Source organism: Halorubrum sp. ASP1 (genome assembly GCF_005435135.1).
Lineage (GTDB): Archaea > Halobacteriota > Halobacteria > Halobacteriales > Haloferacaceae > Halorubrum > Halorubrum tropicale.
In genome coordinates this window covers 25,338-37,506 of sequence record NZ_SGUA01000006.1, presented here as the reverse complement: position 1 = coordinate 37,506, position 12,169 = coordinate 25,338, and the positions used below count along the sequence as shown (strand labels likewise).

Annotated in this window: 11 protein-coding genes; 4 read left to right on the top strand and 7 right to left on the bottom strand. The window is 64.9% G+C overall.

Features of this window, described 5'->3' with window-relative positions:
• Positions 1–4: 4 nt before the first annotated feature.
• A complete protein-coding gene (locus EXE48_RS10325; RefSeq protein ID WP_137711359.1) occupies positions 5–697 on the bottom strand; it encodes a hypothetical protein in 693 nt (230 codons plus the stop codon).
• A 272-nt stretch (positions 698–969) separates the two neighbouring features.
• Between EXE48_RS10325 and EXE48_RS10320 the strand changes: the two genes are divergently transcribed.
• Positions 970–2,742 (top strand): transposase, encoded by a 1,773-nt coding sequence (locus tag EXE48_RS10320; RefSeq protein WP_199236377.1) that lies wholly within the window; start codon positions 970–972, stop codon positions 2,740–2,742.
• A gap of 288 nt (positions 2,743–3,030) precedes the next feature.
• Here the strand turns inward: EXE48_RS10320 and EXE48_RS10315 are convergent, their stop codons facing one another.
• From EXE48_RS10315 to EXE48_RS10290, 6 genes are all read right to left on the bottom strand, one after another.
• Positions 3,031–4,062, bottom strand: a complete 1,032-nt coding sequence (locus EXE48_RS10315) for a tyrosine-type recombinase/integrase (protein WP_137711358.1) — start codon at positions 4,060–4,062, stop codon at positions 3,031–3,033.
• Positions 4,055–4,435, bottom strand: a complete 381-nt coding sequence (locus tag EXE48_RS10310) for a DUF5805 domain-containing protein (RefSeq protein WP_053771499.1) — start codon at positions 4,433–4,435, stop codon at positions 4,055–4,057. Before EXE48_RS10310 ends, EXE48_RS10315 begins: the two co-directional genes overlap by 8 nt.
• A 418-nt stretch (positions 4,436–4,853) precedes the next feature.
• Entirely contained in the window at positions 4,854–5,759 is a 906-nt protein-coding gene (locus EXE48_RS10305) for a phosphoribosyltransferase HisG-related protein (protein ID WP_053771294.1), read from the bottom strand.
• A gap of 108 nt (positions 5,760–5,867) precedes the next feature.
• Positions 5,868–7,610: an alanine-zipper protein gene (locus EXE48_RS10300; RefSeq protein WP_137705511.1), complete on the bottom strand. Its 1,743-nt coding sequence runs from the start codon at positions 7,608–7,610 to the stop codon at positions 5,868–5,870.
• A 93-nt stretch (positions 7,611–7,703) separates the two neighbouring features.
• Positions 7,704–8,537 (bottom strand): MBL fold metallo-hydrolase, encoded by an 834-nt coding sequence (locus EXE48_RS10295; protein ID WP_053771292.1) that lies wholly within the window; start codon positions 8,535–8,537, stop codon positions 7,704–7,706.
• Between the two features lie 322 nt (positions 8,538–8,859).
• A complete protein-coding gene (locus tag EXE48_RS10290) occupies positions 8,860–10,170 on the bottom strand; it encodes a sulfatase (RefSeq protein ID WP_053771291.1) in 1,311 nt (436 codons plus the stop codon).
• Positions 10,171–10,474: 304 nt separating this feature from the next.
• On the opposite strand from EXE48_RS10290, the gene EXE48_RS10285 reads away from it, so the two are divergent.
• The 3 genes from EXE48_RS10285 to EXE48_RS10275 all read left to right on the top strand — a co-directional run bounded on the left by EXE48_RS10285 (position 10,475) and on the right by EXE48_RS10275 (position 12,168).
• On the top strand, positions 10,475–10,687 hold the full coding sequence (locus tag EXE48_RS10285) for a DUF7511 domain-containing protein (RefSeq protein WP_077152272.1): 213 nt from the start codon (positions 10,475–10,477) through the stop codon (positions 10,685–10,687).
• Between the two features lie 148 nt (positions 10,688–10,835).
• The gene (locus EXE48_RS10280; protein ID WP_053771289.1) at positions 10,836–11,708 is read left to right on the top strand and encodes a hypothetical protein; all 873 of its coding nucleotides are present in this window, start codon (positions 10,836–10,838) and stop codon (positions 11,706–11,708) included.
• 58 nt (positions 11,709–11,766) lie between these two features.
• Complete coding sequence (locus EXE48_RS10275; RefSeq protein WP_137711357.1) at positions 11,767–12,168, top strand: DUF4864 domain-containing protein; 402 nt, start codon at positions 11,767–11,769, stop codon at positions 12,166–12,168.
• The last annotated feature ends 1 nt before the right edge of the window (position 12,169 follow it).

Genomic DNA, 12,169 nt, shown 5'->3' with positions numbered 1-12,169 from the left:
CAACTTACTTGGACTCCGTTTCATCATTAGCATTATTCCCCAACGTTCCCTGTGTCCTGTTCATATTTGATCCTCCGAGATCACCTGATATCTTATCACTCGGGGGTTGGGCACGCTCAGGTGAGTTATCACTCGTTTCCGTTTCTTCTTGATCATTCGCATCATCTGTACTGGAGTTTTCACCGCCGCTATCATCGGCATCGGTCTCTTCGTCAGAATCCTCCTTATCAGAGCGTATTTCCTCTAATTCAGACGGTATTCCAGTGCGTTCATTAGGTTTGACACGGCCTTCTTGTGCTTCGGTGTACTGTAACAGTTCCCCCGGGTTCTCTCTTACCCAAGCAATGGTCTCCTCGGTCTTTGCTTCGAGTTCCCGCTGATGTCTTCGCATCTCCTTGTAGTTGCTCGCGGCCTCATTGAGAACCATCTGCTTCGCCAAACGCTCACCCATGTCTGTGAGCGTGTAGACGTGCTTGGTCCCGTGGTCGCCGCTTTCCAACTCAACGGTGAGTAATCCGAGGTCATCTGCGTCGATACGTCGCCGGGAGATGGTTGTTGAGGTGATCTCCATTTCCGATTCTAATTCCGAAAACGTCCGCGGACCCTCATTCAGTAACGTCAACAGCCCCACGCTCCCTTTCAACTGCAAGAATTCCCAGATTGTCTCGCAAGGTTCATACTCGTCATTATCTGCCATTACATGATCACACGAACCCCTGTTACAAGTGAATCATAGTTAGCTCCAAATTGGACTGAGTTCCAAATTCATGCTCAAATAAATATCTGGTCAATTAGAAATGCGGAAAAGCAGCCACTCTGCGTCTGTTTAACTGGATATATTCGGAAGACACACGCGGATGTTCATACTCCAAACTGGAGTACTGCTGGTGGCTCCGCTATGGACCCGACACTCAAATCTTGGTTCCAACCTAGATCAGTCGTACCTTATCATCACAGGGGGGTTGAACGATGAGTGATCGGACCAGTATCGACGACCTCGATCTGGAGCGATCGCTCACCGCACTTGCTAAGCAGGCTGATAACGTAATTGAGGCTGAGACAGAATGGCCGGAACTCGCTGCGGAAGTTGACGTATCACGGTACCAACGACAAGACTCGTATCCTGAGTGGCATGCAGAAACAGAGGATTTCAACCCCATGTTTCTCGCGGTCCTGTGGGCGAAAACCGAAGATGAATCCGTTACCGGGCTCTCCGGCCGGCTCGAAGATAACCCAGACATAGCCGAAGCCTTCGGATTCACCCTTGGCAACATTCCAATCGGTGATACGTTCGCTCGCGCGTGGCGGAACCGATTCGAGGAATTACAGGACACAATTGAACGGGCCGCGAAAGATATCGACAAGATCGCTACGGAACGCGGCAGCCCGATCGGCGGGCACACCGGGTTGAACCGAGAAGAAACAGACGGATCTTCAAAACGAACTGAACAGCGGTTGCTGCGGAAGAAGACGAAGGAAGTCCTGGATCAGATGGCAGATGTGGTCTTCCCAGCGCTGGACATTCCAAGACCCGAGAACGCAATTTATGACGAGGAGGATTTGCTGGAGCTCCTAACAGTGATGGGGATTAACGGTGAAGCGGCGAACAACGGCGCGGTGATTAATGGCGACCGGCTTGCCGAGCAGAAGGATATCCATCCCACAGAGGATCCATTCTACGAAGACGGGATGCGTGGTGAGACACTTCTGAACGCCATTCACGAACTGGCAATTGAGGAAATTACCGACATGGTGAATGAAGCAGCTGGGCGTGCGCTGACACGCATTAAGCCCTATGCTGATTTCCCGGAACCGGTGTTTCTCGCAATTGATATCACATACGTTGCTTACTACGGTGACCGTGAGGGTATGAAGTGGGTATCTGGGACGCCAGATCACAAGCAGTATGATTGGTGTCATAAATTCGCTACGGCAACGCTCGTCGGTGACGGCGTCCACATGGTCGCTGGGATGCTCCCGGTTGGAAACGCTGAACGGACCGATAATGATGCGTATCCCGGAGAGGGAGAGCAGTCATTCGTACACGGTGATGTTGTCCGTGAGCTGCTCGACATCGTCTCAGACTACGTTACGCCGCGGTGCGTTTACGCAGACCGGGCGTTTGCTACGGCTGATGTCGTGAGTGCGTTTGAAGAGAACAATTTGCGGTATCTAATGCCCGCACCACGGAACGATCGAACGAAACGGTGGCTCCGACGGAATGTAGACATGAAACGGGGCATTCTGGCAGCTAAGCAGGACTGGTCGTTCCGCGGGGCGGTGAAGGGTGATGTCTCAAACAGCCGGGTAACAACGAATCTCGTCGGGCTGCCTGGTGACCCTGATGAGCGGCAGTACGGATACGGTGAAGAACCTGATGAGGACGAGGAGATTGTAGATGAGGAGGATCAGACTGCAGTCCCGTTCTACACGAATCTACACGTGGACGACGAGACAGCACTGGATCGCCGGCAGACGAAGCGGCAGGTGGAGAAGTACAATCGCCGGGGTGGAATTGAGACGGCGTTCAAAAAGATCAAGGAGTTCGCTTCATGGACGACATCTAAGGAGTTCGAGGTTCGGAACTTTCACTTCGGATTCGCAGTCCTGCTGTACAACGCGTGGTTGATGATTGACTTCCTTGTCCAGGCTGGGTTGGATGTGGAGTTTCGATCGAAGCCTCGGATTACAGCGCAGCGGTTCATCGCGTACGTCAGGCGGCGACTGAGCCGGTTAATATAGCCGGCCTTCATTTCCCTCATTCAATCTTTCTGTGAGAACCATCAGTAGCCACAAGGCTCATTCTTCAGGTTGATTCGATTCGTTTGTCGATTGTGATCGGAGTCTGAGGAATTCTTCGCGTAGATCGGGGTGCGCGATGGTGGTGGTGCGCCCAAAAACTGGGAATCCCGTTCAGCAGAACAGGGCTATTCGCATCTACAGGGCAGAATTTCGATATAGCGACATACAATTTATCTACTCGCCCTGGAACAGAATTCGTCGCTTTCTACCCGACCAAATTTGAGTCGATTACGGGAGCAGTCGGTAGACGTTCGCCTCGTAGACCTCGCGCACCTGGTCGCCCCAGTTGTGCGTGTAAGTGTCGATTACGTCGTCGGCCACGTCGCCGCGGAGGTACTTCACCACCCCGCGGTCGCCGGTCCTATCGCGGAGGTGCGTCGTGAAGAAGTGTCTGAAGTAGTGGGGCGTGACGTTCTCGTCCGCGCCGCCGCCGGTCCGATACCATCCTTCCTCGCGGGCGTAGCGCTCGACGACGTGTCTGACCGCCTGCGGTCGCAGCCGCTCGCCCCAGCCCTCTGCGGTGCCGACGAACAGCGGTTCCGCGGGCGACGGCGAGTCCGGTCGAACCGCGAGCCACGCCTTCAGCACCCGGCGGAGCTCGTCGTCGACGGGGATCACGGTCCCCCGCTTCCGCTTGTTCGCGGCCGTGCGCACCTCCCCGTTCAACTCCTCGCCGACGGCCGCGTTGGCCGTCACGAAGACCGAGTCCGGACGCTCGGATAGCGCGGGTCGGTCGCCGAGCGCGTAGGCCGCCTCTAGGTCCGGGTCCGTGACGGATAAGTCCCGTAAATCGAGGTTACACAGCTCGCCGACCCGCATCCCGGTTTTCAAAAGCGTCACCACGAGCGCCCGGTGGAGCGGGTGACGGATCTCGGCCACGAACGACTGCATGGCCGGGATCGAGACGTCGCGTCGGGCGGGGTCCTTGTCGACGGTCTCGTCCATCTCCTCCATCACCAGCGTCATCGGATTGCCCTCGAAGGCGCCCACCTCGGTCATGTACCCGTAGAACCGGTGGAGGTAGGCGGCGTACGTCGCGACCGTGCTGTCGGCGACGTCGCCCCGAAGCGAGTGGACGAACGCCATACAGTCGCGGTGAGTCGCCGACGCCGGGCCGCTCTCGTCGAGGAACGCCTCGAACCGCCGGAGGACGCGCTCGTACGCCGCCCTGGTCCGGTCCGTCTTTCCGTGGTAGGTGAGGTCCTCGAGGAAGTATCCGACCGGGTCGTCGGGATCGGGGGCCGCGCGCGTGCTACTCATCGGTCAACACGTACCCCCCGTCTCGCCCGCTGTATCGAACGCGGTTGCGATCCTGGAGCTCGTCGAGCGTCTCCTCCAGTTCGTCCTCCACGTCACCGACCACGGCTTGGACCAGTTCGTCCCACGATCGAGGGCCGGATTCGAGAGCCGCGCGGACGCGCCTTTCGAGGTCGTGACCCCCGGGGTTGGAGCCCTCGGAAGCGAGTTCCTCGTCCGTCGCCGAATCGCTCGGCGCGAACCCCTTGCGGCCGGCCTGTACCATCGTCCTGACGAACTCGCTCAGCGACATGTCCAACTCGTCGGCGTGATCGCACCAGATCTCTTTTTGATCCGTCGGCACGTACGTCTTCACCGACTGTCGATCCCCTGCCATCCTTAGAGCGAGCGTTCTCGCGCTCCCAACTTCAATCTATCCCAGATTTGCGGATAAGTGAATTTATCTCGGTGTGTGGCACTCTGTTTTCGTCGGTATTAGATGTATATCTTACCTTGTAGTACTGCTATCTGGGATTTGTAGTACTACACTTCCAGATATACAGTAGGCCCGATCGCTTCCATGCGAGGGTCACCGAGACACGTCCTCCCAGGGAGTCGGCTAACCGATTCCGTCGGACTGTTCGAGAACACGGCACGAACTGGACGACCTTCGTCGACAGAGGTTACCGCCGAGACGTATCGACTGGAGTTCCTGTCACTGCCGGTACGAAAACACGGACCGAGGCCAGCGCGACGAGGTCGGATCCAGTTCAGACGCGACGAGTATATTTCATGCCGCTATACGATACCCGGACTCAGACGCGTATCTCCGAGTCGGTCGGTTCGCGTTCGAACGCCCCGAGCACGCGAGAGACCGATTCGTCCGTCTCGGCGGCGTTACGCATCAGGACCGTCTCGCTCGGGAAGAGGTGCTCGCCGACGGCGAGGCCGTGTTCCCGGGCCGTCGAGCCGGTGACGGTGAGGTAGACGCCGAGGCCGACCCGAGCGATGGCCGCCTCCTCCTCCTCGTCGGCGTCGGGATAGACGAACTCCACGCCGTCGAGCGCGTCGGTGCCCAGCACCGCGGTGACCAGGCGCTCGTACCGCGGCGAGATACACAGCGGCCCCTCGTAGTCGGCGAGGTACCCGCGATCGAAGGTCGTGTTCGGCGCGCGTCGGTCCTCGCGTCCCATCAGCGTGTGATACACGGTGTCACCGAGGCCGGACACGACGCGCACGTCGGTGTCGACCGGGTCGATGCGGTCGTTGATGTCCGCGATGTCGCCGAGGCCGCCCTCCCGGATGCCGACCACCTCCTCCAAGACGAGGTCCGCGGAGTCGAATCCGAGCGCGAACTCGTGGGTCCGGAGCGCGCGGAACGGCTCCTCGCGGCCGACGAGTTTGACTGTCACGTCGCCCAGATCGACCGTCGCGGCGTCGAACACGATCCGACGCGGCTTCCCGTTTCGGTCGTCGCGAAGCAGCGTGAACTCGGGCTCGGCGGCGGTCGCCGGGTCCGAGTACTCGGCGAGCCGCTCGTACGGGCCCGCGTCGGCGTCGACGGAGCCCTTCGTGACCGCCTTCTCGTACCGGAGCGTGTTGCTCACGCCGTCCGCCAGCCGGTCGAGGCGGTCGCCGTCCGCGACGGCCGCGATCCGCTCTAACACCGCTTCGAGCGGGCGTCCCTTCCGCGGGACCGCGACCGGAACCGGATCTGTCATTGAGCGATCTGCGGACGGGCGGGTGAAACGGGTTGCGTTTTTGAACCGGAACGGCGGCTCGCGACTGCTCCCCTCCGAAACGGCTGCGCAGCGTCGAGAGCGGCCGACTTACGGGCCGAAGGCCTCGTTGAGCCTGGTCCGGAACTCGTCGAGCTCGTCGAGGTGGTCGTTGATCTCCTCGATCTCGGCCGCCACGTCGTCGAGGTCCTCGCCGATGCGGTCCTCGATGTCGGTGAGCCGCGAGTCCACCTCCGCGAGGTCGTCCCACAGGTCGTCGAACTCCTCGTCGAAGCGGTCGAGCCCGGACTCGACCTCGTCCACGCGCTCCGTCGCGTCGGCGGCGAGGTCCTCCGCGCTCTCGGCCGTCTCCTCGGCGTTCTCGGCGCGCTCGGCCGCCCTGTCGACCTCCTCGTAGAGGGTTTCCACGTCGTCTCCCAGGTCGTCGACCGACTCCGCGACGGCGTCGGCCTCTCCCTCGACCCGGTCCACGTCGGCGGCGAGGTCTTCGATGTCGGTCTCGACGGTCGAGACGGCGTCCCGGACCGATTCGACGCTGTCGTCGACGGCTGCGACGTCGTCCTCAACCGCCCGAACGTCGCTCTCGACCGTCTCGACGTCGTCCGCCACCGCGTCCACGCGGTCCTCCACCTCGTCGACCGCGTCCGTGGCGGCGTCGACTTCGGAGTCGACGCGCGAGACGTCCGAGGCGAGCGTTTCGCGCTCGTCGTCAGCCTCGTCCAGGCGGTCGTCGAGGGCGTCGACCTCCGCCTCAACGGCGTCGACGCGCTCGTCGATCCCGTCGAGGATCTCCCGCGCCGTGCCCTCGCCGTCGATGAACTCCGCGAGCGCGTCGGCGTACGCCTCGATGTCGGCCACGCTCGACTGGAGGCGGGCGATCCGCACGTCGACGCTGCGCGGCACGTCGGCCTCGAACGCCTCCTCGATGGTCGCGATGTCCTCCTCGTCGGCCGCGCCGGTACGGATCTCGGCCGCGAGGGCCGCCGCGAGGCCGCCCTCGCCCGGTAGCCTCGCCGCCTGGCCGTCGTCCTCGACCGCTCTCTCCTCGTCCGCCTCGTCCTCGTGAGGCTCCTCAGCGTCCGTGTCGTCCGCCTCGGGCGCTTCCTCGGGCATATCGTCGGTCGCCGTCTCTGCTTCCTCGTCCGGGGAAGACTCGCTCTCTGCCACCGCTGCGCCGACGGGCTCTCCCTCGTGTGCCGTCACGGCGGCCGTCTCCGCCTCGACGGGTCGGGGTTCGGGGGTAGCGGACTCCGGTTCGGCGTCTGTCTCCGGTGGCTCGGTCGACTCCGCGTCGGACTCCTCGGCATCGGAAACGGCCTCGGAGTCGGGCTCCTCGGCACGCTCCTGGGCCCGGTCGTCCGGGAGCAGCTCGTCGTCCTCCGCCATGCCCGGGAGCGTCGCGCGGTCGCCGGAGAGCACCTCGCGGACCGCGTCCGTGTCGCCGGCGCCGAGGACGTCCTCTATCTCCTCGCCGACGGGGACGTGTTCGATCACCGGCGTGCCGAGGAAGCCGTCGAGGTCGGGGTCCTCGTCGCGGATCCCGAACACCGTCTCGACGGTCTCGTCCGGGTCTATCACCCGTTCGAACTCCACGCGGTGGTCCTTGTACGCCGTCCAGTTCTCGCTCTCGTACTCCGGGTGGAACCCCACTCGGTCCATCGGAAACGACTCCGGGATCCGGTCGACGATACGCACCCGTACGGGGTCCTCGCGGTGCGAAGAGAGGGTGTACATCACCGCGGGCACGGGGAACGCGTCGTCAGTGAAGGATTTCTCGACGCGGATGCCGTCCTCGTCGACGGTCGTGGCCGCCTCCGCCGTCCGTTCGCTCATACCCGCACGTCCCGGAGCAAGGGCTTAAATTCCACGGGCCGCGTTTCGTGGTTGATAACCGAAACGTCGACAAATCGGCCGCTCGACTCCCGTTTACAGGTCGATCCGGTCGCCGATCTCGACTATCTCCAGCCGGTTCGGCGACTCGTAGCTCCGCACGTGGTCGTGAAGCGCGGTCGGGTCGGCCGTCAGTCCCTTCCACATGTCCCAGTGGGTCGGCACCAGGCGGTCCAAGCCGAGGTCGTTCGCCGCCGTCGCGACCTCGTTCTCGTCGCTGTACCACTTCGTCTGAACCGGCTCGCCCGTCTCCTTGTCGGGTATCGTGCCCTCGGAACCGAACGCGAGGATTCCGAGGTCGATGTCGAACCGCTCCGAGAGCCTAGCGAACGAGGGCGAGGGCTTGCTGTCGCCGGCGTGGAACACCGTCCCGGCGTCGTGTTCGATCACGTAGCCGACCGGGTGCGTGGCGTCTGCGTCGTGCGTCTCGACGACGTGAACGGTGAACTCGCCGACGCGTAGCTCGTCGCCCTCAGTGACCTCGGTGAAGGCCGCCTCGCTCACGTCGTATTCCTCGGTCCACCGCTCCTCCTCGCGCGCGACCGCGAGCGAGTCGTCGGGCGCGACGAGGTCCGCGTCGGTGTTCTCTAGGATCGGCGCCTGCGAGGGGCCGTGGACGTGGTCCGTGTGCTCGTGAGTCGCCAGCACCGCGTCCGCGACCTCAACGTCGGCGGGGTCGAACGGGACCGGAACCATTCGGACCGTCCGCGGCGGGTCGCCCGTGCCGACGTAGGGGTCGATCCAGAGGACCGTCCCCTCGCTCCCCTTGATCGCGAAGCCGTTACAACCCAGGTACCACAGCGCAGCGGTGTCGGGGTCGGCGTCGGCCACCGCGCGCGGCAGCCAGTCGCCCCAGTCGGACTCAACCATGAGCATCGCTGCGCGGGCGGCGGGGGTAATAATTCCGGAGTTCCGCCGAATCAGTCAACTTCCGTCGCTCGAAGGACGACGTATTTTCGTCGTCAGCGCGACTCGTATATCTCATGTCGCTATATCGAATTGGTGGCCAGCGACCGACGTTCCGGACGCCCCGTTCTGGGCTCGAAAATCCGGCCACGGGGCCGAGCCCGTGGTGCTTTCGCTCTTCGCCCGGGGCAGACCGTCCGCCGGCGAGGACGCTCGGGCCGCCGGCTTCGTCCGTCGCGACGGACCCCCCCGCGACCGGCCGCCGGGCGACGGCGACCGCGCCGCGTCAGTAGTACCCGAGCGCAGCGAGCTGTTCTTTCGCCTGTTCCGTCGCCTGCCGACCGCCCATCGGCTCCCGAACGTCGGCCTCCGAGTCCTCGAACGCGTCCGTGACCGTGGCCGGATCGATCTCCCGACGCGGCGCGAAGTCGCCGGGGCCGGAGACGGACGCCTCCAGCCCCTCGTCGCCCCAGTGGTACCGCTTGCGGACTCCCCTGCCCGTCTCGTTCGTGTACACGGCGTGACTCGCGGCCGTGAACGGGGTCACGTCCTCGCAGGCGTCCTCGAACCGGTCGCGCAGGTCCGCGGTGACCGGCTGCTTCAGCGACAGAACGCGCTCGGCGGCGAAGCCGGCCTCCGGCGGCTCGCCCGCGACGTGGGCCGCCACCACGGACGGGAACCGGGTCAGCGCGGCGGGGCGGTGACACACCTCGCCGTCGGCGCCGCCCGGGGGACGGACGAGAAGCGGGACGTGGAGCAGCTCCTCGTGCATCGGGATGATGTGCGAGACGGCGTGGGGTTCGTTCGAGAGGTGACCGGGCTCGCCGAAGCCGTCTCCGTGGTCGCCGCAGACGACCACGAGCGTGTCGTCGAGTTCGCCCCGACGTCGCAGGGTCTCGACCACCCGCTCGGCGACGGCGTCGGCCTGCCGGATCCCGCCGTCGTAGAGCGACTCCAGACCGCCGAGCCGCCAGTACGGGTGCGTCGAGCCGTAGAACTCCCACTCCCAGCGGACGTCGAGGTCCGCCTGTAGGTCGCGGGCGCGCTCGTCGCCCCACTCGTCGTACGCCGCGCGCGGCTCGAACGGTCGGTGAGCGTCCATCAGGTTCAGACACGCGGCCCACGCTCCGTCGCGCTCGGCCGTCCAGTCGAGCAGTCGGTCAGCGTAGTAGAACCCGTCCGGGCCGGGATTGAGCGAGGCGGTGTCGTACGCGTCGTCGTACTCCTCCGGGACTCCTCCCACCGTCCCGAAGCACTCCTCGATCCCCGAATCGTGACCGTTCAGGAATCCGTTCTCGGTGAACAGGCCGGTCTCGTACCCGTCCTCGGCGAGCGACTCGAAGACCGTGTTCCCCGGGCGAAGTCGGTCGTGGACGGTGAGCCGGTGCTCGTGTGCCTCCAGCCCGGTGAAGACGCTCACGTGGCTGGGCAGCGACCAGTTCGACGGCGCTCTCGCCTGCGCGTACGTGACGGCCTCCTCGGCGAGCGACTCCAGGAACGGCGTCGTGGTCCGGGCCGCGCCGTACAGCGAACAGTTCTTCGCGCGGACCGAGTCCAACACGACGAGCAACACGTTCGGGGAGCGATCACGTCCCATACCCCCGCTGACGACCGCCGGCTATTGATTCTTATCAAATATTATATATTATGGTACCGTTTCCCGCTCGAGCGGTTTAGAGCGCTCCCGAGCGCAACCGAGCGCGGTGGAGGGGTCCCCAGCCGGCCTCGCCCGGCGGAGCGCCGAAGACGCGCCGGAGTGGACCGGCCCCATGGAGCCGGACGCGCGGCGGGGTCCGGAGGCCTCGCACCGCTATATACCGCTCCGGTCGACTCCCGCCGCGTCGGGTCGCCTATTATAAGGGTTCAAGCGGCGGCTCCGAGTGGTCCCGGTCGATCCACCCGTGTCCTCCGACAGCGACCAGACGCCGCACGAGACCGCAGCGGAGCGCGAACCGGGCCCAGTCCAGACCGAGTTGACCTCGCGGGCCGACACGCGGCCCGCCGGCCCGGATCGGGTCACCGTGTACCCCGTCGGCGCCTCCGGAGACGAGAAGATGGCCACCTGGCTGACGGTGAACGCCGACTGCGTGATCGAGGCCAGGTGGTTCCGGTGACTCGTCGTCCCGCGCGCGTGTGCTGCCCACGACGCGTTCGACTCCCCGAGCGCGGGCGACTGGGAGGATGGTCACAGCGACCAGAAAGCGTGGCGGAGACGCCGTTCGCACCGCCGGCCGACCGAGCGACGGTTGCCGCGAGGCACCCGTGAAACGGCGCGAACTGCTCCGGCGTGGCGTCGCGCAGTGCGCGCTCGGGCTGGTCGCCTCCGCTCTCGGGGGGCTCTCCCGCCTGTACTCGTCGGCCGTCACGCCGTCGCCGGGCCGCGCCGCGACCCCCAGGTCGCTCGACGCGGCCGACGGCGTCGCGAGAAACCGCGTCGGCGGGCGGTACGCGTTGACGTACGACTGGACCGACGGCCGGGGACGACGGTGGAGCGTCGACCTCTCCGTTCCGCGACCGGCGTACGCGGCCGCCGCCCGCCGCCCGCGCGGGTACCTCTCGGCGCTCGAGTCGGCCCGGACCGATCCCCACGCCCGCCGGCTCGTGGAGCGGATCGACGCCGCGAACGCCCTCGAAAATCGCAACGGGGTGGCGTTCCCGGACACGGCGCGGTTCGAGCGCGCGGTCTCGTTCGTCCGTTCCCTCCCCTACGTGACGGACACGGCGTCGAAGGGGGTCCCGGACTACGTCCGCGCGGTTCCGGAGACGCTCGTCGACGCCGGCGGGGACTGCGAGGACCTGACGTACCTCCTCGTCGGGATGCTCTCGCAGCCGCCCTTCGGGTACCGGACGGCGCTCGCGTTCCTCCCGGGGCACGTGTTGGTCGGCGTCCACCGCGCCGACCTCCCGACGACGCACGCCGACGCGGCGACGCTCCCCGACGGCCCCTACGTCCCCGTCGAGAGCGTCCGCGCGCGACCGATCGGCGAGTTCAGAGACGAGCCCGTGCTCGCGGTGTACGGCGACGGACTGGAGTTCGTCGACCGGACCGCGATCGCCGAGACCGCGGCCGAGGTGGCCAGAGACCCCTCGGAGCTCGAGACGCTTAACGGGATTCTCACGTCGTTGTCGGCCTGACGCGTCGGCGACGAAGCCGAGAATTCAAGCCGTTCGCGCGCTAAGACGCGGTATTCCGATGTGCGACCGGCACCCGATCGACGGGGTCCCGACCCCCGACCCGTCTTACTCCCCGGAGGAGGTGGTCTCGATCCAACTCGGGGCGCTCGCCTCGAACGACGACCCGTTCGAGGACGCCGGGATCGCCGTCGCGTACAACTTCGCGTCGCCGGCGAACAGGCGGGCGACCGGGCCGTTCGACCGCTTCGTCCGGATGGTCCGCGGCCCGCGGTACGCCCCGATGATCGACCACGTCGAGGCCACGACGGGGGCGCTGGAGCGCCGCGGGAGCCGGGCGGAACAGCGCGTCACGCTGACCGGCCCGGACGGCCGCACCGTCACGTACGCGTTCGGCCTGTCGAGCGCTCGCGACGGCGACCTCGACGGCCACTGGCTCACCGACCGGGTCGCGCTGGAGTGAC

Coding starts and splice junctions, on each gene's coding strand:
- EXE48_RS10325 (WP_137711359.1), bottom strand. CDS start 697: ATGGCAGATAATGACGAGTATGAACCTTGCGAGACAATCTGGGAATTC.
- EXE48_RS10320 (WP_199236377.1), top strand. CDS start 970: ATGAGTGATCGGACCAGTATCGACGACCTCGATCTGGAGCGATCGCTC.
- EXE48_RS10315 (WP_137711358.1), bottom strand. CDS start 4,062: ATGAGTAGCACGCGCGCGGCCCCCGATCCCGACGACCCGGTCGGATAC.
- EXE48_RS10310 (WP_053771499.1), bottom strand. CDS start 4,435: ATGGCAGGGGATCGACAGTCGGTGAAGACGTACGTGCCGACGGATCAA.
- EXE48_RS10305 (WP_053771294.1), bottom strand. CDS start 5,759: ATGACAGATCCGGTTCCGGTCGCGGTCCCGCGGAAGGGACGCCCGCTC.
- EXE48_RS10300 (WP_137705511.1), bottom strand. CDS start 7,610: ATGAGCGAACGGACGGCGGAGGCGGCCACGACCGTCGACGAGGACGGC.
- EXE48_RS10295 (WP_053771292.1), bottom strand. CDS start 8,537: ATGGTTGAGTCCGACTGGGGCGACTGGCTGCCGCGCGCGGTGGCCGAC.
- EXE48_RS10290 (WP_053771291.1), bottom strand. CDS start 10,170: ATGGGACGTGATCGCTCCCCGAACGTGTTGCTCGTCGTGTTGGACTCG.
- EXE48_RS10275 (WP_137711357.1), top strand. CDS start 11,767: ATGTGCGACCGGCACCCGATCGACGGGGTCCCGACCCCCGACCCGTCT.